At 64.8% G+C, this 26,558-nt stretch carries 26 protein-coding genes, 1 tRNA gene and 1 pseudogene; 14 read left to right on the top strand and 14 right to left on the bottom strand.

Annotated elements, in window-relative coordinates:
- Window positions 1-217 precede the first annotated feature (217 nt).
- Window positions 218-691: a flavodoxin family protein gene (locus NA10_RS09610; protein WP_067566247.1), complete on the top strand. Its 474-nt coding sequence runs from the start codon at window positions 218-220 to the stop codon at window positions 689-691.
- 47 nt (window positions 692-738) lie between these two features.
- On the opposite strand, the gene NA10_RS38560 is transcribed toward NA10_RS09610, so the two are convergent.
- The 7 genes and pseudogenes from NA10_RS38560 to NA10_RS09585 form a co-directional block, all read right to left on the bottom strand.
- Window positions 739-1,002 carry a hypothetical protein gene (locus NA10_RS38560; RefSeq protein ID WP_067566244.1) on the bottom strand — a complete coding sequence of 88 codons (264 nt, stop codon included), beginning with the start codon at window positions 1,000-1,002 and terminating at the stop codon, window positions 739-741.
- Window positions 1,003-1,018: 16 nt separating this feature from the next.
- A pseudogene (locus tag NA10_RS39460) lies at window positions 1,019-1,156 on the bottom strand (FAD-dependent monooxygenase); the annotation flags it as partial.
- Window positions 1,157-1,167: 11 nt separating this feature from the next.
- Complete coding sequence (locus tag NA10_RS09600) at window positions 1,168-2,454, bottom strand: MFS transporter (RefSeq protein ID WP_218021489.1); 1,287 nt, start codon at window positions 2,452-2,454, stop codon at window positions 1,168-1,170.
- Window positions 2,455-2,477: 23 nt separating this feature from the next.
- A complete protein-coding gene (locus NA10_RS09595; RefSeq protein WP_157556301.1) occupies window positions 2,478-3,452 on the bottom strand; it encodes an amidohydrolase family protein in 975 nt (324 codons plus the stop codon).
- Window positions 3,453-3,666: 214 nt separating this feature from the next.
- Complete coding sequence (locus NA10_RS36570; RefSeq protein ID WP_157556299.1) at window positions 3,667-3,816, bottom strand: hypothetical protein; 150 nt, start codon at window positions 3,814-3,816, stop codon at window positions 3,667-3,669.
- A gap of 76 nt (window positions 3,817-3,892) precedes the next feature.
- Window positions 3,893-4,666, bottom strand: coding sequence for an SDR family NAD(P)-dependent oxidoreductase (locus tag NA10_RS09590; RefSeq protein WP_067566238.1), 774 nt, complete (start codon window positions 4,664-4,666; stop codon window positions 3,893-3,895).
- Window positions 4,663-4,980, bottom strand: coding sequence for a hypothetical protein (locus tag NA10_RS09585; protein WP_067566236.1), 318 nt, complete (start codon window positions 4,978-4,980; stop codon window positions 4,663-4,665). Before NA10_RS09585 ends, NA10_RS09590 begins: the two co-directional genes overlap by 4 nt.
- Before the next feature lie 70 nt (window positions 4,981-5,050).
- On the opposite strand from NA10_RS09585, the gene NA10_RS09580 reads away from it, so the two are divergent.
- Entirely contained in the window at window positions 5,051-5,911 is an 861-nt protein-coding gene (locus NA10_RS09580; RefSeq protein ID WP_067566233.1) for a LysR family transcriptional regulator, read from the top strand.
- A 209-nt stretch (window positions 5,912-6,120) separates the two neighbouring features.
- On the opposite strand, the gene NA10_RS09575 is transcribed toward NA10_RS09580, so the two are convergent.
- Window positions 6,121-6,705 carry a TetR/AcrR family transcriptional regulator gene (locus tag NA10_RS09575; protein ID WP_067566230.1) on the bottom strand — a complete coding sequence of 195 codons (585 nt, stop codon included), beginning with the start codon at window positions 6,703-6,705 and terminating at the stop codon, window positions 6,121-6,123.
- A gap of 121 nt (window positions 6,706-6,826) precedes the next feature.
- On the opposite strand from NA10_RS09575, the gene NA10_RS09570 reads away from it, so the two are divergent.
- Both NA10_RS09570 and NA10_RS09565 read left to right on the top strand, forming a co-directional pair.
- Entirely contained in the window at window positions 6,827-8,431 is a 1,605-nt protein-coding gene (locus tag NA10_RS09570) for an FAD-dependent monooxygenase (RefSeq protein WP_067566525.1), read from the top strand.
- A gap of 323 nt (window positions 8,432-8,754) precedes the next feature.
- On the top strand, window positions 8,755-9,381 hold the full coding sequence (locus NA10_RS09565; protein ID WP_157556297.1) for a hypothetical protein: 627 nt from the start codon (window positions 8,755-8,757) through the stop codon (window positions 9,379-9,381).
- Window positions 9,382-9,673: 292 nt separating this feature from the next.
- Here NA10_RS09565 and NA10_RS09560 read toward each other — a convergent pair whose 3' ends face one another.
- On the bottom strand, window positions 9,674-10,657 hold the full coding sequence (locus NA10_RS09560; protein WP_067566225.1) for a DUF2332 domain-containing protein: 984 nt from the start codon (window positions 10,655-10,657) through the stop codon (window positions 9,674-9,676).
- A 234-nt stretch (window positions 10,658-10,891) separates the two neighbouring features.
- On the opposite strand from NA10_RS09560, the gene NA10_RS09555 reads away from it, so the two are divergent.
- A complete protein-coding gene (locus tag NA10_RS09555) occupies window positions 10,892-11,299 on the top strand; it encodes a hypothetical protein (RefSeq protein ID WP_067566221.1) in 408 nt (135 codons plus the stop codon).
- Window positions 11,300-11,978: 679 nt separating this feature from the next.
- On the opposite strand, the gene NA10_RS09550 is transcribed toward NA10_RS09555, so the two are convergent.
- Both NA10_RS09550 and NA10_RS09545 read right to left on the bottom strand, forming a co-directional pair.
- Entirely contained in the window at window positions 11,979-12,860 is an 882-nt protein-coding gene (locus NA10_RS09550; protein WP_245677115.1) for a thioesterase family protein, read from the bottom strand.
- Window positions 12,841-13,737, bottom strand: a complete 897-nt coding sequence (locus NA10_RS09545) for a sterol desaturase family protein (protein ID WP_067566523.1) — start codon at window positions 13,735-13,737, stop codon at window positions 12,841-12,843. The genes NA10_RS09550 and NA10_RS09545 overlap by 20 nt, the downstream gene beginning before the upstream one ends.
- Window positions 13,738-13,910: 173 nt before the next feature.
- On the opposite strand from NA10_RS09545, the gene NA10_RS09540 reads away from it, so the two are divergent.
- Window positions 13,911-14,534, top strand: coding sequence for a TetR/AcrR family transcriptional regulator (locus tag NA10_RS09540; protein WP_169812556.1), 624 nt, complete (start codon window positions 13,911-13,913; stop codon window positions 14,532-14,534).
- 71 nt (window positions 14,535-14,605) lie between these two features.
- Here NA10_RS09540 and NA10_RS09535 read toward each other — a convergent pair whose 3' ends face one another.
- A complete protein-coding gene (locus NA10_RS09535; RefSeq protein WP_067566213.1) occupies window positions 14,606-15,259 on the bottom strand; it encodes an MspA family porin in 654 nt (217 codons plus the stop codon).
- Window positions 15,260-15,627: 368 nt separating this feature from the next.
- Between NA10_RS09535 and NA10_RS09530 the strand changes: the two genes are divergently transcribed.
- From NA10_RS09530 to NA10_RS09515, 4 genes are read left to right on the top strand one after another with little or no spacing between them, the layout of a single operon-like run.
- Complete coding sequence (locus NA10_RS09530) at window positions 15,628-16,596, top strand: NAD-dependent epimerase/dehydratase family protein (protein ID WP_067566210.1); 969 nt, start codon at window positions 15,628-15,630, stop codon at window positions 16,594-16,596.
- A 10-nt stretch (window positions 16,597-16,606) separates the two neighbouring features.
- Complete coding sequence (locus NA10_RS09525; protein WP_084514464.1) at window positions 16,607-18,433, top strand: glycosyltransferase family 2 protein; 1,827 nt, start codon at window positions 16,607-16,609, stop codon at window positions 18,431-18,433.
- Window positions 18,430-19,470: a UDP-glucose 4-epimerase GalE gene (galE, locus tag NA10_RS09520; protein ID WP_067566207.1), complete on the top strand. Its 1,041-nt coding sequence runs from the start codon at window positions 18,430-18,432 to the stop codon at window positions 19,468-19,470. Before NA10_RS09525 ends, galE begins: the two co-directional genes overlap by 4 nt.
- A gap of 9 nt (window positions 19,471-19,479) precedes the next feature.
- Window positions 19,480-20,805: a UDP-glucose dehydrogenase family protein gene (locus NA10_RS09515; RefSeq protein WP_067566204.1), complete on the top strand. Its 1,326-nt coding sequence runs from the start codon at window positions 19,480-19,482 to the stop codon at window positions 20,803-20,805.
- A 30-nt stretch (window positions 20,806-20,835) separates the two neighbouring features.
- Here the strand turns inward: NA10_RS09515 and NA10_RS09510 are convergent, their stop codons facing one another.
- Window positions 20,836-22,188: a right-handed parallel beta-helix repeat-containing protein gene (locus tag NA10_RS09510; RefSeq protein WP_169812555.1), complete on the bottom strand. Its 1,353-nt coding sequence runs from the start codon at window positions 22,186-22,188 to the stop codon at window positions 20,836-20,838.
- A 206-nt stretch (window positions 22,189-22,394) separates the two neighbouring features.
- Here NA10_RS09510 and NA10_RS09505 point away from each other — a divergent pair, with 206 nt between their 5' ends.
- Both NA10_RS09505 and NA10_RS09500 read left to right on the top strand, forming a co-directional pair.
- A complete protein-coding gene (locus tag NA10_RS09505) occupies window positions 22,395-23,051 on the top strand; it encodes a TetR/AcrR family transcriptional regulator (protein ID WP_084514463.1) in 657 nt (218 codons plus the stop codon).
- A 2-nt stretch (window positions 23,052-23,053) separates the two neighbouring features.
- Window positions 23,054-23,734 (top strand): response regulator, encoded by a 681-nt coding sequence (locus NA10_RS09500; protein WP_067566195.1) that lies wholly within the window; start codon window positions 23,054-23,056, stop codon window positions 23,732-23,734.
- 313 nt (window positions 23,735-24,047) lie between these two features.
- Here the strand turns inward: NA10_RS09500 and NA10_RS09495 are convergent.
- Window positions 24,048-24,121 (bottom strand) — tRNA-Met (locus NA10_RS09495).
- Between the two features lie 165 nt (window positions 24,122-24,286).
- On the opposite strand from NA10_RS09495, the gene NA10_RS09490 reads away from it, so the two are divergent.
- Together NA10_RS09490 and NA10_RS09485 are read left to right on the top strand one after the other, a co-directional pair.
- On the top strand, window positions 24,287-25,288 hold the full coding sequence (locus tag NA10_RS09490) for an AraC family transcriptional regulator (protein WP_067566191.1): 1,002 nt from the start codon (window positions 24,287-24,289) through the stop codon (window positions 25,286-25,288).
- A gap of 134 nt (window positions 25,289-25,422) precedes the next feature.
- A complete protein-coding gene (locus tag NA10_RS09485) occupies window positions 25,423-26,544 on the top strand; it encodes an acyl-CoA dehydrogenase family protein (protein WP_067566517.1) in 1,122 nt (373 codons plus the stop codon).
- Window positions 26,545-26,558 lie beyond the last annotated feature (14 nt).

Below are 26,558 nucleotides of genomic sequence, written 5' to 3'. Positions count from 1 at the left end.
ATCCGAATGCTCACAACAGAATTAGCAGTAGCTTGCCAGCACGCCCGTCCCAGATGGCGATTACCACCGAGAACGACGTCCATCGCTGTCGAGACGAGCCGGTCACCGCCGATGTCCACCTCGTGGTGCCATGGCGACACTGACCGCGGAACTGCTTGAATGTCAGTAGGTTTGGTGTACCGTCCGAGGCCGAACCAAGAGGTAACAAGGGGATTGCATGAAAACGATCATCGTGTGCAGGTCGGTGTCCCATGGCAACACCAGGAAAGTTGCCGACGTCATCGGTGAGGTCCTGGGCGCGCGAGTCGTCGATCCTGCCGAGATCAGTGCGGCCGAACTGGCAGAGTATGATTTTGTGGGATTCGGCTCGGGGGTACGTAATATGACCTTCTATCGCGAGCTGCGCCAATTCGTTCAGTCGCTGCCCGGAAACCAACGGCGCAAGGCATTCGTTTTCAATACCAGCGGATTCCCGGAGCCGCCGTTCCGGCCCTACCGGCGCATGTTTACGCACCTGGTCGAGAAAAAGGGCTTCGAGGTGGTGGACACCTTCTCCTGTTTCGGATACGACACCTGGTTGCCGTTGATGATCGTCGGCGGTGTTCGGAAGGGACGGCCGAATACAGTGGATCTGGAGGCAGCGCGCACTTTCGCCGAGAAATTGCGAACCCGGATCAGCACCGCTTCCTGAATGAATTCTCGAAAGAGAACACGGAGCGGCGCATTACGACCCCGATATTATGACGTTCCGATGACGCCTTCCAAGCGAACCGCATCACTGTCCGCGGCTCGACAGCAGAACCATCGCCCGGGTCCACAACCGAGGTTATCCGCGCGCCGCAGACAAAACTGGTAGTCGGTGCGCCAGCCCCGGTCGGATTCCTCCTTGGGCGTGGCGAATTCGAGAAACGGCGCACCGCCCGGCCGCTGTAGTGTCCATCCGGCTTGGCGCAGAAACTGCCGCTCCATATCGGCCGCGCCCAGCGCCCGCAGGGTGCGCATCGATTCCCTCGTCGAGGTGGGTGGCGCGCGGATGGTGGCGGACGATCCGGTTCGGGTCGATCGCGGCGACCCGCAGCCCCTTCGCGCTCAGCAGCCGGGCGAGAGCCAGTCCTACCGGTCCGCAGCCCACAACCGCGATGTCGTATGTGTGCATGAGGGCCTCTCTCATAGTGCTGGTTCAGCCGACTTGTCGGGCCGCATCATGTGGGCATCACGCTTGTGCGCCAGGGACTTTCGCGGGCGGTTGGCAAGAGTGAGGATCGCGCCCAGGAGTGCCGGTATCGCGAAGAGCACGAAGTTCCATCTCGGCGGGAAGTCGGCGGCGAGGATCCAGCCGCCGAGTGTGGGTCCGGCGATGGCGCCGATCCGGCCGATTCCCAACGCGACGCCGATGGCGCTGGCCCGGGCGCGCGTCGGGTAGGTGCGTGCGATGTAGGTGTTGATGAGCCCTTGCACACCGAGCGCGCCAGCGCCACCGATCATCACTGTCGCGTAGAGAATCGCTGTCGGGGACTTGATGCTCAGCCCGGCAACGGCGACGGCGGCGACGACGAAACACGCGATGATCGGCCCGTTGGATCCGATGCGGTCGGCGAGCACCGCGATCACCAGCCCACCGATGGTCGCCCCGAGATTCAGCAGCATGAGGAAGGTCAGCGAGGAACCCAATGGGTAGTGCGCCGCCTGCATCAACTGCGGTAACCAGGTGTTGATCCCGAAGATGAGCAGGAACGAACAGGCCACCATGCCACAGAACAGTGCTGTCGTTCCCAGGTACGGTGGCCGCAGCACGAGGCGTATTCCACCGTCGCGGAGTGCGTTCGGCTCTTCGGACGCGCTAGGTAGGTATGCCGGTGATTCGGGTAGCCAGTGGTAGGCCATCGGTACCAGCAACAGCCCGACGCAACCGCCGGCGAGGTACTCGAGCCTGAAGTTGTGCCCGTGCAGGAAGACGTTGGCCACCAGAGCCGCCAGCGATCCACCGATCGTGATGCCGCACTGAACGATCGCCGCGCTCAGGTTCTTTCGCGCCGCGGGTGCGAGCTCGAAGATCAGCGGTCCCATCGCGGGGTAGACCGCGCCGACCCCCAGGCCGACAATGAATCGGTCGATGCCGAAAAGCTCTGGGGCGGGAGCGAATACGCACCCGAACATGCCCAGAGAGACGACCGCGAGGCTGACCAATGTGATGCGTCGTCTCCCGTACTGGTCGGTGAGCTGACCGACGAGGAGCGCGCCGACCAGCATTCCCACGGGTGTGAGACTGCCGAGCATGCCGATTTCCGACAGCGACAGATGCCACCGCTCGTAGCGGAGCAACAGCGGCGTCGTCGCGCCGAACGCGACCAGGTCGTAGCCTTCGAGCGTCATGACTGCCAGCCCGATCACCAAGGCTTTCCACGGCAGGGCCGACAGCCCCTCTGGTGATTCGCTGGATTGTGGTGTGCCCACGGACGATTCCTTTGCTGTTCGGGTCACGGTCGGTTGTGACGCGCCGACAGGTGCAGTACTCGCCCGGCGTTGCCGTGGCCGATCTTCGCGCGGTCGGTGTCGCTGATCGGGGCCTCGTCGAGGAAACGGACGGCCTCGCCGGTGTCTTCGAATGGGTAGTCGACGGCGAACATGATGGCGTCGGCACCGATCGACAGGACCGCTCCCGCGAGAGCCGCCGGTGAACAGACGCCGCTGGTGGTGATCAGAATGTTGCTGCCGAAATACGCCGAGGGCTTCCGGGCAAGCGTCCGGTCCGCCTGCGGGGCGTAGCGCGAGTCGAGCCGCGCCAGCTGGAACGGTAGAGACTCGCCCATGTGACCGAGGATCACCCTGGCACGGGGGTGGCGATCGAACACCCCACCGAACAGGATCCGGAGGGCATGCCCGCTCGTCTCGGCACCCCAACTCCACAGGGGCCCTTGCAATTCCGGACGACCGGCGAGCACACCCCACGGCTCGGCGGGCGGGGCACCCGGGTGCAGATACAGCGGGACATCCAGTTCCTCGAAAGCCGCCCACACCGTGTCGTATCGCGGATCGTCGAGATAGCTGCCGTGCGTGTGGTCGTTGACCAGTGCGCCGCTGAGCCCGAGCGAACCGACGGCGCGATGGAGTTCGGTCACGGCGGCCTCGGGATCCTGTAGCGGCAGCGCGGCCAGGCCACGGAATCGGGTCGGGTGGGCGGCGATCACCTCGGCCAGATGGTCATTGGCCATGCGGGCGTCCGTGATCGCATGCCGGGAGTCGGTCACGCCCTGAATACCGGGAGCGGTGAGCGAGAGCACCTGGATGTCGATGCCGTGCTCGTCCATGTCGGGCAGTCGGTACGTCGTGTAGTCACACAGCCGCTTCGCCCAGTCCTCGATCCAGTCGGCGGCTGTGATCGTCCGGGGTGCCGGGTACCTGCCCATCAGCTCAGGGATGCCGAAGGCTTCTTCTATCGCAATGAGGCCCAAGACATTTGCCTTTCTATCGGGTAGCGCTCAGTTGATTTCCGTGTGCGCACCGGTCATGTACGCGGCAAGGTCTTCGGGGTTGATGAACGACGGAGGCGGCGGCCCCCGTTCGTGGAGTGATCGCCCGGCCTCGCGTGGTTATCGAAACGCACGTCGTACGCGAGTCTCTGGCGCACGGGACGGTGGAGTGGGAGTCCGATCTGCTTGCGGCGCATCACAATCTGGCCCGCGCGCCATACAGCGACGAGAACGGCGCGATCAATGAACGCTGGCTCCAAGCACATTCGCGGTTCCACCGGGCACTGTCGAAGCGCTTCGCGACCACATCGAGCTCACCACGAAGTTGCTGCTCGAGGCTCACCATGGCGCATGACCCGAGCCTCGGTGATCGTCGGTCGACGACGCGATCCATCGAAGGGTCTCGACGCTTCCGGCCCGCGTCATGCTCGCCGCCCACCGTCGACCGACAACGCAATCCCGGTGACGAAGGACGCGGCGTCCGAACAGAGCCAGACCGCCGCCGCGGCGGCCTCTTCCGGCGTCGCCAGCCGGCCCAGCGGGGTGGTCGACGCTTGCATCGCGATCAAGTCGATGCCCGGCGCGGCTGCCGCCACCTTCTCGAACCCGGGCGTGAGGGTCGGGCCCGGACAGACGGCATTGACCCGAATGCCGTTGGGCGCGTAGTCGACCGCGGCGACCTTGGTGAGCCCGACGATGCCGTGCTTGGCGGCCACGTAGGCGGGGGCGGTCGGAATCGCGTACAGGCCGCCATTGGAGGCGATATTGACGATCGCGCCGCCGCATTTCAGCAGGGGCAGTTCGTATTTCATGCACAGGAACGTCCCGGCCAGGTTGACGTGCACCACGCGTTCGAACTGGTCCAACGTCATCTGGTCGAGCCGCCGGTGATGCGATGCCATACCGGCGTTGTTCACGGCGAAGTCGAGACCACCGTAGGCCGCGACCGCGCGCGCCACGGCCGCACGCACGGATTCTTCGTCGGCGATGTCGACGGCGATCGCCACTGCTTCCCCGTCGTCTCGACCGATCATCTCGACGGTCTCGTCCGCCGCACTCACGTCGATATCGAGCACCGCGACCGCGGCACCCTGCCGGGCGAACTCGATTGCCGCCGCGCGCCCGATCCCGCTGCCGGCGCCGGTGACCAGTCCCACTTTCCGAACTGCGCCGTCGTTGAATGCCGTGCCGCTCATGCCAGCACCTCGTGGTTCGCCCAGGCGACCCGGTACGGGTGCCGCGACTGCCACCGGCCGATGGCCTCGTGCAGGCCGGGCGCGGTGAACGCCTTCGCCAGCGTGTCCATATCGGCCACGCCGATATGCACGATCGCGGTGGCGATCAGCGCCGGAATGGCCTCCTCACCGGGGACGGGGAGATGGCGGCGGGCCGCGAACGACTGCACCAAACCGGTGTCGACCATGACCTGTTCGATATCTGACAGATACTGATTCAGTTCAGAATCCGGCAGCGGTCGATCGAAGGAAACGATCATCGTGTGGTAGATCATGCAGCAATTCTTCTTGCCCTCGTGTGCAAGCGTCCAAGACCTATTCGACATTCGGCGATAACCTGTAGGCATGATTGAACTGGAGACTCGCGAGCTCGAATACTTCCTCGCGGTCGCCGACGAGTTGCACTTCGGCAGGGCTGCGGTCCGGCTCTCGATCGCCCAGCCCGCGCTGTCGAAAGCGATCCGGCGCATCGAGACCCGGCTCGGAACGCCGCTATTCGTCCGCTCCAGCCGGCACGTCGAACTCACTCCGGCCGGGATGGCGCTGCGAGAACACGGGCGCCATGCGCTGAACGCGGTCGATGTCGCCGTCCGCAACACCCGGCGCGCCACCGACGCCCAGGCCCACCTGCGATTGGTGCTGAAGCCCGGCGGCGACGCCGGGCTGCTGTCCCCGATCCTGGCCGAGTACGCCCACCAACCGGATGCTCGCCGGGTGGACATCCTGTTCAGCGGCCCCGCCGATCGCACCGATTTCCTGCGCGACGGTCGCGCCGACGTCGGCCTGCTCTACGCACCGTTCGACGATCTCGACGGCCTGGCCCACGAGACGCTGCACACCGAGGAACGCGTGGTCATCGTCCCGGCCGGACACCGGCTGGCCGCCGGAGATTCGGTGCGACTGTCCGAGCTGTCGGGCGAAACGCTGCCCCGCTGGAAGGGCATCCCGGGCGGCGACGGCACCGGCCCCGAGGTCGCTGATGCGGTTCAGCTGTTCCACATGATCACCCTGGGCCGGATGATCGGAGTGCTACCCCGCTCACTGGTCGAGTCGGTCCCGCCCGGGTTGGTGTGTGTCCCGGTGACCGACGCCCCACCCAGCAGCCTGGTCCTCGCCTGGAACGAACACGATCGCCGACCACTGGTCGCGTCGTTCGTGGCTGCCGCCCTGTCGACCGTCTCGTCGCCCACAACGCAGTCCGAATGAATTGAGCCCGCGGTGCGGTCGTAAGCGGCGAGGCTGCCCGAGGTATCGCCGCTGAAGAAGCTCACTGGCCCTGATGATCGCGACCGCGTCGGTCTTCCCTGCTACAACGATTCAACCGCAGATCAAACATCCGGCTTACCCAGGGCGGTCGAACGACCACAGCGCCGACCCTGCGGCAAGCGGCGTGTAGCGCTGCGTTGGGCAGAGGGTCAATTCGTGCCGGGCAGGCCGTGTTCCAGCAGGGTGAAGACGGCGTCGAGGGCGGCGCGGGGATCGGGCTCACCACCGACGAATTGGGGGATCTCGAGCACGTAGCGCGCAATGGCGCGGGCGGTGATGTCGTCGGGCTCGCGGCCGAGCTCGGCGGCGATGACCGCGGCCAAGGGTTCCTCGCAGCGGATCCACAACCGGCGGGAGTATTCGCGCAGCGCGGGCGTGTCCATGATCAGCTCGGTGCGTCGGCGGACCTCCGGACTCGGATCGGTAAGAAACGGGCCCCGACCGGCCATGAATTCGCGCAGGGCCGCCAGCAGCGACCGATCCGCCGGTCGCCCACGAACGGCCGCCAGCAGGCTCTCGCGGCGCTCGACGCCGTCGTCGAATATCAGCGCCTCTTTGCCGTCGGGGACATGGCGAAACATCGTCGGGACCGAGATGTCGACCGCGTCGGCGATCTCCCTGATGCCGACCTGGTCGTAACCCTTCTCCAGAAACAATCGCTCGGCCACCTCGGCGAGAGCCCGGCGGGTCTCGGCGTTCTTGCGTTCTCGGCGTCCGGGCTGCTCAGCAGGCATGCGCTCACCTTATCACATGACTTAACTCACTAATAATTCTAATCGAGTTGCATATTTTATCCGGTCATGTTTTTCTAGTGGTGTCCGCGAACCACCGAGACCTCCGAGAGGGATGATCGAGATGACCTTCGACATCGAAAACGACGACACGACACCGGTTCTCATCGTCGGCGGGAGCCTCGTCGGCCTGTCCGCGGCGGTGTTCCTGTCCTGGCAGGGCGTGCCCGTGGTGGTGATCGACAGGCACTACGGCAGCTCGCCGCACCCGCGGGCGATCGGATTCACCACCCGCACGATCGAGCACTTCCGCCAGGTCGGTGTCGAGGTACCCGCCTCTTTGCAAGGCATGAAGCCGCCGCGCCGAGCCCGCGTGGAGAGCCTGACCGGGACCTGGATCGAAGAATATCCCTGGAGTCCCGGCGGTGACGGCAGCTACGGCGCCGACCAGTCGCCGGTGCACGCGATCGCGATCACGCAGGATCGGCTCGAGCCGCTGCTGCGCGACCGGGCCCGCGAACTCGGCGCCGAACTGCGTTTGGGCACCGAGCTTCTCGGACTCACCCAGGATGACGAGGGCGTCACCGCGATGCTCCGGCGCCGCGAGGACGGACGCGAATACCGCTTGCGCGCACAGTACGTCGTGGCCGCAGACGGCGCCGACAGTGCCGTGCGCACCGATCTGGGTATCGAGCGTCACGGCGTCGGCCCGCTGTCGGTGCAGCGCAGCATCCTGTTCCGGGCGCCGCTCGAGGAGTACCTGCAGCACGGAGTGGTCCAGTTCGAGATCGAACAGCCGGACTTCCGGGCGTTTTTGACCACCTACTCCGATGGCCGATGGGTGCTGATGCTGTCCGACGATGTCGAACGTGACACCGGGCAGCAGATCGAGGTTGTGCGGCGCGCGCTCGGCCGCACCGACATACCGATCGAGCTGATCACCACCGGCCGCTGGAATCTGGCGGCCCTGATCGCCGACCACTTCTCGGACGGGCGGATCTTCCTCGCCGGTGACGCCGCACACCAATTACCGCCCAACCGTGGCGGATTCGGCGCGAACACCGGCATCGACGATGCGCACAACCTGGCCTGGAAACTGGCGGCGGTACTGTCCGGGCGGTCGGACCCGCGGCTGCTGGATACCTACGACGCCGAGCGCCGCCCGATCGCGGACCTGCGCCACGACCAACTGTTCGCCCGCGCCGACTACAAGGCATACCTGACCGGTCCGGCATCGGACACCTCGGTGCTCGACGATTCCGCGATCGAACTGGGACAGCTCTACCGCTCCGCGGCGGTCCTGGGTGCGGATGCGTCGTTGCCGCCGGCCGCGTTGCCCGAGCAGTGGGCCGGCCAGCCCGGTACTCGCGCACCGCACCTATGGGTCACACTCGACGGTGAAAAGCGCTCGACGCTCGATCTCATCCGGCACGACTGGGTATTGCTGGCCCGCGATGACCGCTGGCACACCGCCGCCACCGCCGTAAGCGAAAAGTTGGGTATCGCAATCGAATTCAAGCAGATCGGCACCAACATCAAGATCAGCGAACCCGATACGCTAGAGGACGCCTACGGCATCGAATCCACCGGCGCGACCCTGATCCGGCCCGACGGCTACATCGCCTGGCGCACCCCAACCGCGCCACCGGACCCCACCAAGGAGCTTGCGACCGCGCTCGCCGCGGTGGCAGCCGCCCCGCACGGGCCCGTCACCGAAAGCCGAGGATGATTCGTCAGTCGCAGCGCCATTGACCGCGCCGACCTTGCGAGACGACCGGAAAGCCCCCCAGCCCCGAAAGATCATGTACGTCAACGAAACTCAGCCTGAGCAACCGCCCAGGACCAATGGGCCGACACCGGTTTCGACCATGCCGCTGACCGCGTAGTACTGCTGACAGATCCATACCTGAACTGAACTCGAACGGACGAATAGCGCATCTCAACGCGGTAGATGAGTGCGTTCGAATCTCGACCGTCCGGGGTCCTCGGAGACGCGACAGGCACCGATGACGCTGGTAGGTTCGATTCGAACCGATTGGCGGGGGAGTTCGAATGGCAAGCGGCAACGCTCGAGTGACACTGCACGACTATCAGCTTGCGACGCTGCATCCGATGTGCGACAGCGCTCCCGACCATGCGGCACGGCTGTTGCAGGCTATCGGCGCTACTCGCTCCGACGCCGCCGAGGCCGAACGCCGTTGGGTCGCCTGGCTGAGAGACAGCGACCGGCCCAAGACTGTCGAGGACTACGAGGGGTTGGGCTGGGGCAGTCCCGACCACACCGAGACCGTCAACCGAGGCGGGTCCGAAATCCGTTATGCCCGATGGAATCTGACGTTCTGGCCCGCATTCTATGTCGAGTTGATCGAGATTCCGAATCAGTCCAGAGTGATATCCCGGCAGTTCATGCGACGACCTGAGCTGTCACGTCCGAAGTTGGAAACCGTCACCGACCTGATTCCTTGGTCGTGCACCTACTTCGAGTTCCACGACAGTGCGACTCTGGGACCGTTCGCTCACGTCGACGGGCTCGGCTCAATCGGCGACGTCACGGCCATCGCGGCCAAGGACCCCGCCACCGGCCACGATCGAATCTACTGGGCACGGTTCGACTGGAGCCTTCTGCAATCCGTGCAAACGGCACCCACGTCCTGGACCAAATACGACTGGCAGCCCTGACCCCCAGAATCACCACAAACCGTCATCCGGCCACTCGATCAATTACCGAGACTCCGGGACTGGCGCAGGAATAGGTGTCAACCCGCCACCTGATCTTGCAGCAGTCCCAGCCGGCTAGGCCGCATCGAGCGCGCTCGGCATGTGCGTGCGTTGAAACGGATCGAGTTCACCTCTGGCCGTTGATCTTCCGAGGCGCGGTGCTGGCCGCATCGGAACGCGCGGGTCACGGCAGGGTGGTGCGTTCGCAGTTTCAAGTCTGGCGCGGGCGACGCTCGAACCTGGTCCTTGCACATCACCACGCAAGCGCAGGCGCGAACCAATCCAGACTCTGGCCATGAGCGCCGGCATAGCCCAGCGGAACCCCATCCAGCGCCACCACGAACCGGCCGGGCGTCTCCGAGGCAGGCACCGGAAGTCGCTCCGCGATTGAACCGATGACACTGCAACCCTCATTGGACACCCAATGACACCGCAGCCCACGAACCATCCGCTCGAAGCGGTCGCGCTCCTCGACACTCAGATACGCCAGCACAGCGCTATGAAAGACCACCACCGTCGCCTCGGCCGGAGCAGCGGAAACCAGTTCTGCCACAGTCTCGTTCAAATCACCGGCCTTGATACCGACAGGCTGCCTCTGAGCGATGGTCACTGCGGCGCGCAGTCGCTGCAGCCGTTCGGGCTGCCCGGGCCATACCAAGTATTCGAGCCACCGCATCTGCTCGGTATCGGTGACATCGAGCGGGTTCAAATCCACACCGGCCCGCCACACCACCTCGGGCAATCGACCCGGAACCGGCGGCTCACCCGTGGTCGCGCACCGCAACTCCACATCGGAAACGCCACCGATCGGGTCGAGCGCGATCCGATCGTCATAGCGATAACTGAAAAGATCCGGATACAGACACAATCCGGCTGACGCACCAACCTCGATCAACGCCAGTGGACCGGGCAGTTGCGCCAATACTGGCAACAGCACCGAAGCCCGGCCGACCTCGTTGGTTTGCGTCCTACGCGTCAGAATCTCCGGCACGAGAGCATCCCAATGCCGCCCCACCCATGCTCGGAACTCGGCAAACGACACCTCGCCGACTCCGAGGAAGCGGGCGGCCGTGAGCACCAGGTTCGGCTGCCGCTTCTCCAGCGGCAGTTGATCGATCAGCCCCACCAGCTCCGGATCCGAGGCAATCCCCAACGCCCACAACTCATAACACGACGAACTACCCCGAGCCTCGAACTCCGCGAACCGCCGATACAGCCCACTCGTCTCCCCATCCATACCGCTGTTCCTACCGGCCGCACGTGTCGTTGACGACCCCCACGATCAGCCCGTGCACCCGAACCCTCGCCAAGATTCACGCAAAGCCATTCAACTGCTCGGTCATCGGCAGAAGCGGACGTCTCGAATCACGACAGGTGTCGGCCGTGACCCAGCACAGCAGAACCCGCGATCGCCAGGAAGCCGCTACAACTCGACTTCGGTCCCCCGCCGTCACTCATTACCATTCGGTAGGTGATCACAGCCTCACCAGGTACCCGTCGTCTCCTCATCACCGCGGCGGCCGTCCTCTTCGGCGCTTCGCTCGGCTTCTCCGCGGGCCTGACCCTCAACGTCTACGGCGACCGAATTCCGCGCATCCAGCAGTACACCGCCGAGGAGAAGCTGTTCCTCGACGGGCTCGACTCCTACGACGGCCGACTCTCGGTCATGGCGTGGAAGTACCGGCGAGAAAGCGTGGACCTCGGCAAAGCCGTCGTCGCCGACCTGCGAACCGAAATCGCCGCCCATCCCGATAGCGACCGCGGCCTGACACAAGTTTTCGTGGCCCGCCGCGTCTCCTCCGAATACGCCGTATCGGAGGAGGATGCCAAAATCTTCGTCGCCCTGGCCGCCACCTATTTCGCACCAGAATTGCTGTAAGGCCGCGGTTAGGTCGCCGCGGCGCGCAAACGCCTCGACCGAGGACATCCGAGAATACGTCTTCGTAGTCCGACGCCCGAATGGTGCGTAACCCCAGCCGGTGTCACCGCACATCGGCAATACTGTGCACTTGAGTTGCTAGAGCTAGCCCTAATCGGCTTCCGAACGGACGGGCCCGTCAATGGACTCGTCCCTTCACCCCACCCGCCATGTTGAATTCCGCCGTGTCTGGTTGCCGAATCCGTTGCCAAATCCGACGGATGGCCGCCAACATTCAACAATCCGTTCGTACGTGACCGGTCGAGGTGGACCGCGAATTGGTGCACCGACTTCGGTCACGGATCAGCGAATAGCGCCCACTCGCAGAGACCGTGTCACACGGACCTTGGTGTCGTTGCCGCGGTCATGATCTCGTTCGATCGCCGCGATGTCGCATTCAACTCCGGTTCGCCCCGGGCGGTCGAGCGGAACGATGCGCAGCGTGCGGTAGCGACCGGGGTTGTCCAACAGCATCCCGACCATGCATCAGCGACCACCGCCTGGATGGAGCGCAGCACGGGTCCGTAGTCGAAGTCGGCGAACCGGCCTCCGGTCCGTCTGCCAGCAGGTCGCCGACACCCTGCTCGCGGCAACGACGGAGACCACCAGCACCCGGTCGGCACGCGAGCCCGCTGATCCATCACCTCCCGCCGTCGTGCTGTGGTCGAACGGTGAGAATCTGCTGGGCCGATCCGACGGGGCCGTGGATGTCGTGCAGGACGGTGCTCGTCAGCCCTTGGCCGGCATGGCCGAAGGTGACGGTGGTGTCGAGTCCGGTCCACCCTGCCTCCGGTTGACGGTAGAGATGAATCGTCAGATCCAGGTTGGGGAACATCCACTTGGCAGGCTCCTGGCGGACGGCAATACCGTTGGCGGTGTCGACTAGAGCCACGAACGAGGCGAGGCCGCTAGCCTGTTCGCCTGCGACCAGCCCATGCGGCGTGGAAAGCCACGCGGCGGTGCGCCCCGGCTGCGGAATGCCGATCGGCCGGGTGTCGAGCGAGCCGACGTACCCGCCAGGCCACACCGAAGTGAGTGGCCACGAGGACAAGGTTTCCGGCGCGGGCATCCCATCGGGCTCACCGCCCGCGACGAGGCCGGTCTCTTCGGCCGCCATGAGCCAGACCCTGGCCGAAACGGTGCTGCGGCCCGCGATGACGACCGTCGCCCCGACAAGTTCGATCGTCCGGCCGGGTCGGATGACCTCGACGTGAATGTCGAACTCCTCAAATGTGTTTCGGCCAAGAATATCGAAACTGATGCGGCTGACCAGCAACCCGGCACAACGTTCGCGTGCTCGCATCCGTTCGATCTCGTGCACGATCAGCCCGCCGAGGGGGCTGAAATGCTGTTCATCGACCGCCCACGCACCCCGCGCGTGCACGGTCGGCACGAAGCGATGCGCACCGACCCGCTCGAAGTAGCTGGCGGGCGTGATGGTCGAATTCATCACCGGGATAAGCCTTTCGGTCGTTTGCATCAGCGCCTGACGATGTCGCCGGTCAGGACGGATCGCGGCCATCGGTGGGGCTCCAGCCAGGGGGACCGAAGGTGTACCCGAGGACTTCGCGCAGCGTGCGGGCGCGCCGAAGGTCGCCCGCGATCGAAATGTATTCGTGGAACTGGAGTCTCAGCAGATTGTGCGTACCCACCGGAGTGGTCAGTCCGTACGTTGGCCGCTGCTTCTCCTCGGCGTAGGTACCGAAGATCCGGTCCCAGATGATGAGAATGCCGCCGTAGTTCTTGTCGAGGTACTCCGGGTCACTGCCGTGATGCACGCGGTGATGCGAGGGGGTGTTGAACACGAACTCGACCAGCCGAGGGAGGCGGTCGACGGTCTCGGTGTGCACGAAGAACTGGCAGATCAGGTTGAGCGAGAAACCGACATAGATCATCCACGGCGGAATCCCCAACAGCGGCAGCGGCGTCCAGGCCAGCGTCTCGAACCAGAGATTCCATTTCTGGCGCAGCGCGGTGGAGAAGTTGAAGTGCTCACTGGAGTGGTGTGCCTGATGCGCCGCCCAGGCGATCCGGATGCGATGCGAGAACCGGTGCACCGCATACCAGAGAACGTCGACGGCGAAGAACAGCAACAGCCAGGTGTACCAGGCATCGGCCGCCAGCTTCCACGGAACCGCTTCGTAGATGGCGCTGTACCCGATTAGCGACGCGGCGTGGAACAGTCCCGCCACACCCAGATAGCCGACCCCCATGGAGACGCTGGTCGCGGAGTCTCGCAGCGAAGCGCCAGTCCGGCCCGTTTCGGAGCCGGGGTCGTGATGACGGGCAACCCAGCGCAGTCCGACGTATTCGATGAGGATGAACAGTCCGAAGAACGGCAACGCCCACGCGATCGGCTCGGTCACATAGTCGACCGCCGAGTGCAGGTACGAGAACAGCGGAGCAAGAAACGCGGCATGGAATGTCGCGGTGACCAGGTTCTCGAACCAGCCGATCAGCGCGTGCACGATGTCTCCCCATTCGTTCGCACGGATATGACCGTGCGGTCATATCCGTGCGCCGACTGTAGGCTCGGGCGGTGCGTCACGCAACCGGTGCAGGGACCAAAGGTGTGCCCCGTCAAGAACGGGAGCGACGGATACTGGCCGCGGCCACCCTGCGTTTCGGCACCGACGGCTATCGGCGAACCTCGATGGAAGCCGTTGCCGCAGAGACCGATATCTCCAAGGCGCTGATCCTGAGTCTGTTCGGAAGCAAGGACGGCTTGCATCTGCGCTGCGTGCAAGAGGCCGGTGAGGTCCTGGTGTCCGCGATTACCCGGGTGATCGCGACCAGCCCAGCCGAATTCATGGCCTCCGACACGTTGCGATGCATCTTCGAGTCGTTGCGGGAGCGGCGCTACGACTGGGAACTCCTACACGACACGACCGTCGCGGAGACCACCGATGGCGGCCAGGCCGCCTTGGCCTATCGGGCGGCGATCCGCTCACTCGCCATGGATGGGACCTACGCGCTGCTCGGACCTCGGGGCCCGGTCGATCCGGTGGATCGAGAGATCCTCACCGACGTGTGGCTGGGCATCCTGTCAGCTCTGGTGGGTTGGTACCAACGCCACCTCGACGAAGTGACCATTCCCGAGATGCTGCAACGGTGTACTACGGTCGCGACCACCGTCGGGAATGTCGCGCAGATCGCGGGGCATGTCCCTAGTTCCGGGACAAATCGTCCCTCATAGCAGGACAAACGGTCTCGATCTTTTGCGGAACGGCGAGTTCCGGACCTACACTCCAATCGGACAAAAAATAACTACAGCCAAATGGGGTCACCGTATACAGTTGTCGCATTGTCGGCCGTGTCGGTGGATATGGTAATGGTCGCGAACGAACGTAAAGTAACCGGCCCCATACAATTGTCGACTTTGACCTCCGCTTGATCGTCGTATATCGAAGCGCGCTTGTCGATCACCGACTTTTTTGCGAACGAAACAGTTTGAATCGAGCCGGGCTTGAGGGTTGTCGATACATTAGGGCTGACCGATGCGTGCGCCCCGACGTCAGGGCCGATGATGCTGAGTCCTACAGACGGGCCGATGGAGAAACCGAGGCCCAGATGGAGTCCGTTGGATACATCGACCTGACAGCCGATCTGATAGCCGGTGTCCAATACTCCCCATTTGATGTCGGATTTACCTTTCCCGGCGATGTCGCCGACCGCCTGCAATGAGACGAAGCCCTCTCTGGTGAACGGGGTGGCGGCCAGGTTCGGGTAGCGGTCCACGGTCTCGCCCAGTTTGGATACCGTCAGTGACCAGCCGTCCTCGGTAACAATGGTGCGGGACTTGTCGGCCACCGCGTCCGCCGACGATGATCCGGCGGTCGCCGTCGCGACGACCCCGCCGGTGACCACGACCGCTGCGGCCACGATCCAGCGGCAGGCTGTCCTTCCTCGGATGTTCGACATTGCGGACGACCTTTCTTTCGATCTTCTGAGATATGGCAGAACATTTCCATTACAAGCCACAAATGTGTTGCCGACAATGGCATGTCCTCAAATCAGGGACGTACTCGAAGCTCATTGTTAACGTTTTCATCACGCGGGGTCACTCCTGTTTCAGATATATCCTCATCCCCTTTAGATGAGGCCTGGTACATCCAATTCCCATCGGTCCGAGAAGTTATTCAGGCCACACTCCCCCTTTCGTGTGACGGCGACCGAATTCCGTTGCCACCGAATTTGTTCAGGAGTTCGATGAGCGAATACCAGCAGTTGCCAGGACAGCCTGAAACTCTGGATCCAATCGCCATCCAATTTCGAATCCGGAGGATCTCATGCGAATTCTCGTTACCGGCGGAGCCGGCTTTCTCGGATCGCACCTCACCGACGCATTGCTCGCCCGCGGCGACGACGTGGTCGTCCTGGACGACATGTCGACCGGGAATCCAGCCAACCTGCTCCCACCGCGCCCCGGTCTCACGATCGTCGATGCCGACGTCCGGGCTCCGCTCCTACTGGACGGTCCATTCGATGCGGTCGCGCATCTGGCCAGTCCGGCCTCCCCGCCCGAGTACCTGCGCCGTCCGGTGTTCACGCTCACTACCGGCGCGCTCGGCACCCAGCAGGTGCTGGAGTTCGCCGCACGCAAGAACGCCCGCGTCGTGCTGGCCTCCACCAGCGAGGTGTACGGCGACCCGGAGGTCCATCCACAGACCGAAAACTATTGGGGCAATGTGAATTCCGTCGGCCCCCGAGCGGTGTACGACGAGGCCAAGCGTTACGCCGAGGCTCTGACCACCGCGTTCGGTGACAGTCAGGGCGTGGATACCGGGATCGTCCGGATCTTCAATACCTACGGCCCCCGCCTGCGTCCCGAGGACGGGCGGGTGGTGTCGAATTTCATCGCTCAAGCGCTCGCAGAGCGCCCGCTCACCATCTACGGCGACGGCACTCAGACACGCAGCCTCTGCTACGTCGACGACCTGGTGAGAGGCCTGATCGCGATGATCGATGCCCGCGGCGAGCGCGGACCCATCAATCTCGGCAACCCGGTCGAGATGTCGGTACGGTCGATCGCGGACCTGGTGCTGCGACTGACCGGATCGAGCTCACGCCTCGAGTGGCTGCCACTGCCGACCGACGATCCGGTCCGGCGTCGGCCCGACATCACCCGCGCCGCCGAGAGACTCGACTGGCAGCCGAGGACCTCGGTGGTGAACGGCATCGGCCGGACCATCGCGTGGCAGCGCGGCAATCATCGGACCGCCCCGATCCGCCCGGCCACAATTCCGCTGGCGAGCTGATCGGATCGTCATGACGAATTCACTCAGCTCGGCGTCTGCGGCGGAGTCCGTGGAATCCTATGTGCGGCGGATCTCGGGCGGCCTCGTCCGTACGATCGAACCGTCGGGACCCGTTTTCGCACAACCGATTCCGGCGCGGCAGCGCACCCGTCGGCGCACCTTCGAACCCGCCCTCGGGATCCGCTCCAGGCTTGCCGTGGCCGTGGGCAGTCTGGCCTGGTCGATCGTCATCGTGCTGTTCTGGATGTGGTGGATGCGGCCGCAGCACCGACTCGGGCTCTTCGGATTCGTGGTAACCACGGTGCTGGTGGCCTACGTGACCTTGTTGCCGATGTATTTCCTGCTCACCGTCAATCGGCTGCGCCGGGTGTGGCCCGGCCGGGCCGTGCCGCCGCTGCGAGTCGCGATGGTGGTCACCAAGGCTCCCTCCGAACCGTGGCCTATGGTGCGAAAGACCTTGCAGGCCATGCTGTCCCAGCGCTATCCACACCGGTTCGACATCTGGCTGGCCGATGAGGACCCGCAGCCAGAAGTGCTGGAATGGACACGACTGCACGGGATTCGGATATCGACCCGCCGTGGGGTGCGGGAATACCAGCGCACCCAGTGGCCTCGGCGCAGGCGCTGCAAGGAAGGCAACCTGGCCTGGTTCTACGACAATTGGGGCTACCGCGACTACGACGTGGTGAGCCAGCTCGACGCCGACCACGTTCCGGATTCCGGCTACCTCGCCGCGATGGTGCGCCCGTTCGCCGATCCCGCCGTGGGCTATGTCGCGGCTCCCAGCATCTGCGACTCCAATGCCCGCACCTCCTGGGCAGTGCGCGGGCGGCTATTCCACGAAGCCACCTTCCACGGTCCGCATCAGCTGGGCCACAACGGCGGGCTTTCCCCGGTCGGCATCGGCTCGCACTACGCCGTGCGCACCGCGGCACTACAGAGCATCGGAGGACTCGGACCCGAACTGGCGGAGGATTTCTCGACCAGTTACCTGCTGACGATCGCGGGCTGGTCCAGCGCGTTCGCGATCGACGCCGAGGCGCACGGCGAAGGTCCGCCCACCTTCGCCGCCATGCTGACCCAAGAATTCCAATGGTCCCGCAGCTTGACCACCGAACTGCTCGAACTCATGCCCCGTACCCTGCGCCTGCTGCCGTGGGGGCTGCGCGTGCGCTTCGGTTTCGCCCTGCTGTATTACCCACTGTCGGTTCTCGCCGCGGCGGCCGGTGTGCTGATGCCCGCGGTCGCGGCGGTGACCGGAAAATCGTGGGTCAGCATCAACTACGGCGCATTCATCGGATTCATTGTGGCGCAGGGGATATGCCTGTTGAGCATCGTCGCAGTAGTCCGCCGCTCACGGTTGCTGCGACCGGTGCGCGCCCCGCTACTGAGCTGGGAGCAGGCCCTCTACATCTTCGCCAAATGGCCGTTCAACGCCTGGGGCGTCCTCGCCGCAGTGGCGCAGCGCTTCAGCCCGCGCCCCCTGGACTTCAAGGTCACCCCGAAAGACGGTGCGGTGCAGTCGATGCCGCTACGACTGGCAGCTCCGTACCTGCTGTTCGCAAGCCTGCTGGCGGCAGCGGCGAACATCGGCATGCGGACCGGCGGACCAGTCGGCTACATCGGGTTGTGCGTACTCGGCGCGATGGCCTACTTCCTCGTCAGCGCGGCGGTAGTGAGCCTGCACGCCCGCGAGGCCGCCCGGCTCGTCGGCGCGACCCGCACCGGCTCGGTTCTGATCTGGCGCCCGCTGTTCGCGGTCGCCGTTGCGGTACCGCTCATTTCGTTCACCCTCGGCGCTTTTCCGGTCTTCGCATTGAAGGAGTTCTCGGCATGACACCCAGCTACGTTCTCGTCACCGGTGGCGGTGGATTCATCGGCAGTCATACCGTCGTCGCACTACAGGAGCGCGGTCTTCAGGTCATCGTGGTCGATGACCATTCGACCAGCTCACCGGCAGCCCTCGACCGGGTCGCGGAGGTCAGCGGCGTCCGGCCGCTGCTGTACTCGCTCGATCTCAACGATCGGGGTGCGCTGAACCGGGTGTTCAGCATGCATCGGATCGACGCGGTGATCCATTTCGCCGCCCGCAAGGCGGTAGGCGAATCGACCGAAATCCCGTTCGAGTACTTCGATGTCAACATCGGCGGCACCGCGAGCCTGCTGCGAGTGATGCACGAGCACGGGGTGCACCGGCTGGTGTTCTCTTCCTCCTGTTCCATCTACGGCGACGGCGCACCCGACGGCACTCCCCTGGCAGAAACCGCGCCGGCACGCCCGACCAATCCGTACGCCTGGAGCAAATGGGCCTGCGAACAAGTGATCGCCCAGGGCTGCCTGTTCCATCCGGAGTTGCGCGCGATCAGCCTGCGGTACTTCAACCCCGTCGGCGCGCACCCCAGCGGGCTGCTCGGCGAGGACCCGCTCGGCGAGCCACGCAATCTGATGCCCTATCTGATGCAGGTGGCCGCCGGTCAGCGCGCCCAGCTGACCGTGTTCGGGCAGGACTACCCGACCGCCGACGGCTCAGCGGTGCGTGACTACATCCACGTCTGCGATGTCGCCGATGGCCACCTGGTGGCACTGGATCATCTCGACGACATACCTGGGCACCGAGTGATCAATCTGGGCACCGGGATCGGCACCTCGGTGCTGGCATTGCGCACGACCACCGAAATGGTCACCGGCCGGCGAATCCCCTATCTGCTGCGCGGCAGACGACGCGGCGACGTGGCCGCCCTCATCGCCGACGCCGGTCGAGCCCGCCGGGAATGGGGCTGGCAGCCGCGTCACGACCTGACCGAAATGTGCGGCGACGCATGGAAATTCACCCGTGCCAACCCGCACGGTTACCAAGCGCTGAGCGCTGTCTGAGGAGTGAGCATGACCAAGGTGACAGTCCTGGGAACCGGATATCTGGGCGCGACGCATGCGGCGTGCATGGCCGAACTCGGCCACGAGGTGCTCGGTGTCGACGTCGACGCGGGCAAGATCGCCAAGCTTCAGGACGGGCAGGTGCCGTTCTTCGAGCCCGAACTCGAGGAGGTGCTGCGGCGCAACATCGAAGCCGGGCGGCTGCGTTTCTCCACCTCGTATCGGGAGGCCGCTGCCTGGGGCACCGCGCATTTCCTGTGTGTCGGCACTCCGCAGAAGCGCGGCGAGTACGCCGCGGATCTGCGCTACGTGGAGTCGGTCATCGACGAACTGGCGCCGCACATCACCGGACCGGCCGTCATCTACGGCAAATCGACGGTCCCGGTCGGCACTGCGGCTCGCCTCGGGGATCGGGCCAGGGCGCTGTCTCCGGCAGGCGAGCAACTCGAAGTGGCCTGGAATCCGGAGTTCCTGCGCGAGGGCTTCGCGATCGGCGACACCTTGCGCCCCGACCGGCTGGTGATCGGCATCGACCCGGTTCGACCCGGCCGAGCCGAGCAACTCGCCCGGGAGATCTACGCCACCGCCCTCGCCGCCGAGACCCCGTTCCTCGTCACCGACCTGGCCACCGCCGAACTGGTGAAGGTAGCCGCCAATTCCTTTCTCGCCACGAAGATCTCGTTCATCAACGCCATGGCCGAACTGTGCGAGGCCGCCGACGCCGACGTCACCGTGCTCGCCGACGCGATCGGATACGACGCGCGCATCGGCCGCCGATTCCTCAACGCCGGCTTGGGATTCGGTGGCGGCTGCCTGCCCAAGGACATCCGCGCCTTCATGGCCCGCGCGGGCGAATTGCACGCGCACCAGGCACTGACCTTCCTGCGCGAGGTCGACAATGTCAACATGCGTCGGCGGACCCGCATGGTCGAGCTGACTCGTGAGGTGTTCGACGGCTCGCTGATCGGCGCCCGGCTCGCGGTGCTCGGCGCCGCGTTCAAGCCCGATTCCGACGATGTCCGCGACTCCCCCGCGCTCAACGTCGCGGGCCAACTCCAATTGCAGGGTGCCAGTGTCACTGTCTACGACCCTCATGCCATGGACAATGCCCGTGCACTGTTCCCCACCCTCGACTACGCCACCAGCGTGGCCGAGGCGTGCAAGGGCGCGGACGCCGTGCTGGTGCTCACCGAATGGCAGCAGTTCCGTGAGCTGGATCCCGCCGACCTCACCGGGCTGGTCCGTGGCAACCGCGTGCTGGACGGCCGAAACTGCCTGGATCCCCAGCTCTGGTCCGCGGCCGGGTGGACCTATCGCGGCCTCGGACGCCATTGACCCGGCGTTCCGAGTCGGCTCGGCCACCGGTCAGTGTTGCCCGGTGGCCGAGTGCCAGTCGGCCACCGTGGTGAACCGGCCACCGGCCCAGCCCACCACCGGAGAAGGCGAGTGATAGGCGTTGTCCCGCAGCATGATTCCCGCCATCGTGAAGTTCTCGGCCGACACCAGCTCAGCGTCGTCGCGCGCGGTGAACACGTTGTCGTGCACCATGATTCCGCCCAGGGTGCCCGTGATCCGGACCGCCGGAGGCGTCTTCGCCGCGGACCTGCACACCGTCACCGTATTGCCGTACACCTGAGCGTCGAACACGCCCGTGGCGGATGCCGGACCCGACAGGCCGCCCATGATCGTGATGCCACCGTAGAAGTCACCGCGCCGCCCATCATCGACGGAGCTGTTGAAGCGAATCACATTGCCGGTATTGGCCCGGTTGGCGACATTGCTGAACAGCAGATACCCGGGTCCGTCGTTCGAGTAGGAAAGGTTGTGCTGGAGAACACAATTCGAGGTGTTCTGGTCCAGGTCGAATCCCCCACCATCGGCAGCGCCGGTCTGATTGTGATGAGAGATATTGCGCTCGATGACAACGCCGGTCGAATCGTAGGTCCAGATGCCATACGGTCCCTCCGGGGCCAGGGAGTGCGCACCGTTCTCGTAGGCGACCGATCCGACGACTCGGCCGCCCGACACACTCCCGAGCACGATGCCATTGCCGGTGTTCACGTGCGCGGCCGGATCTCCGGCGTTGCCGAACGCGACCACCTCCGACACGGTGATGTCGGTATTGACGTACACCGGGCGGCCCGCGTCGAAGGTCGGTCCGTAGGTCGCGACACCGGACTCGCGATTGTCCCGGGCGACCACTTTGCGCACCTGCACGCCGTGATACCCGGCATCGGGACACGTGGCGCCGATCGAAACGCCGTTGCGGAAGCCACTGACCTCCAGATCCTCGACCAGGATTCCCGAAGGGCGGGTTCCGGGGCGATCGGTGTAGACCGTGACCCCGTCGGCCGTACCACCGCCACCGCCGGTGATCGCGAGATCTCCGACCCTGACTCCGCCCGTGTCCTGGATCAGCACTCCCGGACCGCCGCCGGCCGCGATGATCGCGCGCCCGTTTCCGAACGACCCGATCCACACCGGCCGGGACGCATCACCCGCGTCGCCCGCACCGACCCGCAGCGTGCCCGCGAAGGTGTCTCCGCCATCGAGCAGCACCCGAGCGCCGGGCCGCAGCGGCTGATGATCGAGCCGGTCCAGCGTCCGCCACGCGGTGGTCGGGGTGCGACCGTCGGCGCTGTCATCGCCGGAGTTACTGAGGTAGAAGTCGTTCCGCTCGACGGCGGCACCCGTGCGGTCGATACCCGTCAACGTCACAGCTGCCAGCACAGCAGCGGTCAAGATCAGCAGAGGCCGCGACGCGATCACATTCCTATCACCGATGAGTAACTTTTCGGCAGATGCTACATGGTAACCACGGCATCGACACGCTCCACCGGCGACGCATTTTCCAACGCTATTGGCATCCCTACCAATAGCTGATAGCGTGCTCCTTATTGGTTGCCCAGCCAATAAGGAGCACGATGCCGAAGGACCTCCCACCTCCGAACGCAACGAAACCACGCAGGCGACGACTGCCACCCGAGCAGCGACGAACCGAGATCGTGGACACGGCCGGCCGACTGATTGCCACCCACGGCATCCGCAGCCTCACCCTCCGCAGCGTGGCCGACGCACTGGGCGTCGCCACCGGACTCATCAGCCACTACTTCGCTTCCGTCGACGATCTGGTCACCGAAGGATTCGCGCATGCGTCCACGAATTCACTCGACGCCTGGCGCGCACACGCCCGCGTCGCATCGACCCCCCTCGGCCAACTTCGCCGCCTGCTCGACTACCGCCGCCACCGCACCGAATTCCCCGTCCCACTGCTGTGGGTCGATGGCTGGCAGGCCTCCTACAGCGAGCCCCGCATGCGCGACGAGGTGGTCCGGCAGATGACCTACGCCCAGACCATCGTGACCGAAATTATTGCCGAAGGCGTTGCAGCGGGCCAGTTCTCGACCGACAACGCCAACGCATCAGCCTCCCGGATACTCGCGACCGCCCACGCCGTCACGATCCAAGCCGTCCTGCAGAACGACGAAGAATTCCTTCGCATAGCCGACTTCGTCCTCGCGACCGCCGAACAAGAACTCGGCCTGCCACCGCACGCACTGGAGAACCGAAGGGATCAGTAGAGATGATCCGAATTTTCATTGCCGACAACAACATCGCCCGATTCGGCCTCAAATCCCTCTTCGAGAACACCCCTTCCCTGACAGTGGTCGGAGGAGCGAGCGCGGCCGCACAAGCACTGGAATCGATGGATCCGAGGTCCGTCGACATCGCCATCGTGGGTTTGAATCTGCCGGACGGAAGCGGAATCGACCTGTGCCGCCGGATACAGATGATCTCCCCGGGGATCAAGTGCGTCATATTCACCGAGGCGGCCGATCCCGAGACCATGGCGCAGGCCGCGCTGGCCGGCGCCGCCGGATGTCTCACGAAAAATCTGCCCGGTGAGGTCATCACCCAGGCGATACGCTCGGTCGCCGCCGGAAAGCTCGCCTTCGACCAGCGCGTCACCGAGGTTCTCATCAGGCATGTCCGTCAATCGACCACGGTCTGCAAAGCCCTGCGCGAACTGACCACCCGCGAACTGGCGCTCTTCGATCTGGTCAGCACAGGTCATTCCAGCCAGCAGATCGCCAACTCCCTCGGCATAGCCGAGAAGACCGTTAGAAACAATCTCACGAAGCTTTACGCCAAGCTGGGCGTCGAGAATCGGAACCAATTGACCGAACTATCCACACAATTGCGGAACGGTTTGCTGCCCGTCCGACTCCACGATCGACCCCAAAGCAAGAGTTCAGCCGCGTGATCGACAGACGATCATGCCGGTCGCCGAGCACGACGACACCGATCCCCACACCCACACCCTCGTGCAAGCAAACAGCCAAGGAAAGGGTCGCCGTCGCCGCGTCCTATGACCGTTGGGCTGGCACCCCAGCGAACGCAGTCGTCCCATGCGTTCCGCTGCGTCCATCGGAGAACAACTGGTAGCGATGGATTTCGCAGTCTTCGTGGTGCCGCTGGGCACCGAGATACGGGACGGTTGTCAAATTCGTTGCCGCAAAACTCGACAAAGATTGAGGGCGGTCCTGAAACCTACCGGTCAGGACCGCCCTCATTTGTAGCGGGGACAGGATTTGAACCTGCGACCTCTGGGTTATGAGCCCAGCGAGCTACCGAGCTGCTCCACCCCGCGTCGGTGTGAACAGAACAGTACACGGGCGGGACGGATACACCAAAACGGGCTCGGGGCTCGCCGATTGAGGCTTGGAAACCGGTCGCTATCGGCGGGACTCACCGGGGATACGGTGCGGTGAGCCGCTCGGCGGGCGGCCCGGGGCGGATTGATACGGTCGGGCGGATGTCTGCCGAGGCCGGAAGCACCCTGCCCATCCAGCGAGTTCGGGCCATTGTCGAACTCGCCGGACAGCGTGGGTGGGATATCGGCGGGTTGCTGGCCGAGGCCGGGATTTCGCCGGATCTGTTGGCGGAGGGGCGATCCCGGGTCACCATTGATCAGACCGTGCGGATGGTGCAGGGGTTGTGGCGGGCCACCGATGACGAATTGCTGGGGCTCGGCTTGCGGCCGATGCCGCGTGGGACATTGCGGCTGGTGTGTTTCGGGTTGGTGGGTGCCCCCACGCTCGGGGCGGCCATTCGCCGGTTCGAGAGTTTCCGGCGGTCACTGCCCGGATTGCCGCGGTTGCGGCTCACCCAAGACGAGGGTGAGGCGCGCGTCAGCTTCGATATGAGCGATGCGGGCCGCCCGCCGGGCATTGTCATCGACACCATGTTGACCATTACGCATCGGTTCATGGCGTGGACGATCGGCGGGCGGCTGCTGTTGCGGCGGGTGGAGGTGCCGTACCCGCGCGATCCGGAAGTCGACGACTACGACGTGGTTTTCGGTGCGCCCGTTGTCTTTTCGGCCGCGGACCCGACGCTGGTCTTCGATGCCGCGCTGCTGGAGCAGCCGATCGATCGCAGCGAGGACGAGTTGCAGGCGTTCCTGCGCAATGCGCCCTCGGGTGTGCTCGGACCGCGCGACTACTCCATCTCCCCGGCCGCGCGGGTGCGGCGCATTCTCCAGCGCGGACTGGACGGTGATTGGCCGGGTGCGGATGATATCGCCGCCGAACTCGCCATGAGCCCGCCGACACTGCGCCGCAAACTGCGCGAGGAACACACCTCGCTCAAGGAGATTCGCGAGCAGATTCTGCGCGATGCCGCCATCGCGAGTCTGGTGCGCGGTGAGGAGACGGTGACCGCGCTGTCCCGCCGACTCGGCTTCTCCGAACCGAGCGCCTTCTCCCGCGCCTTCCGCCGCTGGACCGGGAGCGCACCGGGCTCCTATCAGCGTTGAACCGGCCCGCTGAGCGTTCCGGTCAAGAAGTCGAGCGAGGCGGTCATGGTTGCGGCCCGCGAATCGACTTACCGTCGCGGCAGAGCCGATTAGAACAGAGGAGTTCACTCGTGGCCCTGCACCGCTCGCCGTGGATGGATGAGGACCTGGACGCGCTGTCCGATCTAGCGCGCAAGTTCTTCGAGAAGGAATGCGCGCCCAATGAGGACAAGTGGGCCCGCCAGCACCATGTCGATCGCGAAATCTGGAATCGCGCAGGGGAATTGGGCCTGCTGTGCCTGAGCATTCCGGAGGAATACGGCGGGGGCGGCGGCACGTTCGCGCACGAGGCCGTGGTGCTGACCGAACAGGTGCGCGGCCTGTCCCCCAGCCTCGGGAATCCGGTGCACAGCGGGATCGTCGCGCACTACCTCAACGCGTACGGCACCGAGGAGCAGAAGCGGAATTGGCTGCCGCGCATGGCATCCGGCGAGATCGTCGGCGCGATCGCGATGACCGAACCCGGCACCGGATCGGATTTGCAGGGCATCAAGACCAAGGCCGTCAAGGACGGCGACGAGTACGTCCTGAACGGCGCGAAAACCTTCATCACCAATGGCTATCTGGCCGATCTGGTGATCGTGGCCTGCAAGACCTCCGAGGGCAAGGGCGCGGACACCGTCTCGCTCATCCTGGTGGAGACCGCCCGCGAGGGCTTCCGCCGCGGCCGCAATCTGGAGAAGATCGGCCAGCACGGTCAGGACACCTGCGAGCTGTTCTTCGACAATGTCCGGGTGCCGCGGTCGAATCTGCTCGGTAGCGCGGAGGGCATCGGCTTCATTCAGCTCATGCAGCAGCTCCCGCAGGAGCGGCTCATCCTGGCCGTCATCGCCGCCGCCGCGATCGAGAAGACCGTCGAGGTCACGCTGGCCTACACCAAGGAACGCGAAGCCTTCGGCAAGCCGGTCTTCGCCTTCCAGAACACCCAGTTCACCCTCGCCGAATGCGACACCATCAAGTCCATCGCCTGGTCCTTCACCGATGACTGCGTCAATAAGCACCTGCGCGGCGAACTCGACGTCCCGACCGCGGCCAAGGCCAAATGGTGGCTCACCGAGCAGCAGTGCAAGGTGGCCGATGAATGCCTGCAACTCTTCGGCGGCTACGGCTACATGGCCGAATACCCCATCTCCCGCATGTACGCCGACGCCCGCATCCAGAAGATCTACGGCGGCACCAACGAGATCATGAAACTGATCATCGGCCGCACCCTCTGACGGCACCGGACAAT

The organism is Nocardia acidivorans NBRC 108247 (genome assembly GCF_001625085.1).
Lineage (GTDB): Bacteria > Actinomycetota > Actinomycetes > Mycobacteriales > Mycobacteriaceae > Nocardia > Nocardia acidivorans.
The sequence above is the reverse complement of the archived record's forward strand: the minus strand, read 5'-3'. Positions and strand labels throughout refer to the sequence as shown.

Coding starts and splice junctions, on each gene's coding strand:
- NA10_RS09610 (WP_067566247.1), top strand. CDS start 218: ATGAAAACGATCATCGTGTGCAGGTCGGTGTCCCATGGCAACACCAGG.
- NA10_RS38560 (WP_067566244.1), bottom strand. CDS start 1,002: ATGCGCACCCTGCGGGCGCTGGGCGCGGCCGATATGGAGCGGCAGTTT.
- NA10_RS36570 (WP_157556299.1), bottom strand. CDS start 3,816: ATGGTGAGCCTCGAGCAGCAACTTCGTGGTGAGCTCGATGTGGTCGCG.
- NA10_RS09590 (WP_067566238.1), bottom strand. CDS start 4,666: ATGAGCGGCACGGCATTCAACGACGGCGCAGTTCGGAAAGTGGGACTG.
- NA10_RS09585 (WP_067566236.1), bottom strand. CDS start 4,980: ATGATCTACCACACGATGATCGTTTCCTTCGATCGACCGCTGCCGGAT.
- NA10_RS09580 (WP_067566233.1), top strand. CDS start 5,051: ATGATTGAACTGGAGACTCGCGAGCTCGAATACTTCCTCGCGGTCGCC.
- NA10_RS09575 (WP_067566230.1), bottom strand. CDS start 6,705: ATGCCTGCTGAGCAGCCCGGACGCCGAGAACGCAAGAACGCCGAGACC.
- NA10_RS09570 (WP_067566525.1), top strand. CDS start 6,827: ATGACCTTCGACATCGAAAACGACGACACGACACCGGTTCTCATCGTC.
- NA10_RS09565 (WP_157556297.1), top strand. CDS start 8,755: ATGGCAAGCGGCAACGCTCGAGTGACACTGCACGACTATCAGCTTGCG.
- NA10_RS09560 (WP_067566225.1), bottom strand. CDS start 10,657: ATGGATGGGGAGACGAGTGGGCTGTATCGGCGGTTCGCGGAGTTCGAG.
- NA10_RS09550 (WP_245677115.1), bottom strand. CDS start 12,860: ATGGCCGCGATCCGTCCTGACCGGCGACATCGTCAGGCGCTGATGCAA.
- NA10_RS09535 (WP_067566213.1), bottom strand. CDS start 15,259: ATGTCGAACATCCGAGGAAGGACAGCCTGCCGCTGGATCGTGGCCGCA.
- NA10_RS09530 (WP_067566210.1), top strand. CDS start 15,628: ATGCGAATTCTCGTTACCGGCGGAGCCGGCTTTCTCGGATCGCACCTC.
- NA10_RS09525 (WP_084514464.1), top strand. CDS start 16,607: ATGACGAATTCACTCAGCTCGGCGTCTGCGGCGGAGTCCGTGGAATCC.
- galE (WP_067566207.1), top strand. CDS start 18,430: ATGACACCCAGCTACGTTCTCGTCACCGGTGGCGGTGGATTCATCGGC.
- NA10_RS09515 (WP_067566204.1), top strand. CDS start 19,480: ATGACCAAGGTGACAGTCCTGGGAACCGGATATCTGGGCGCGACGCAT.
- NA10_RS09505 (WP_084514463.1), top strand. CDS start 22,395: ATGCCGAAGGACCTCCCACCTCCGAACGCAACGAAACCACGCAGGCGA.
- NA10_RS09500 (WP_067566195.1), top strand. CDS start 23,054: ATGATCCGAATTTTCATTGCCGACAACAACATCGCCCGATTCGGCCTC.
- NA10_RS09490 (WP_067566191.1), top strand. CDS start 24,287: ATGTCTGCCGAGGCCGGAAGCACCCTGCCCATCCAGCGAGTTCGGGCC.
- NA10_RS09485 (WP_067566517.1), top strand. CDS start 25,423: ATGGATGAGGACCTGGACGCGCTGTCCGATCTAGCGCGCAAGTTCTTC.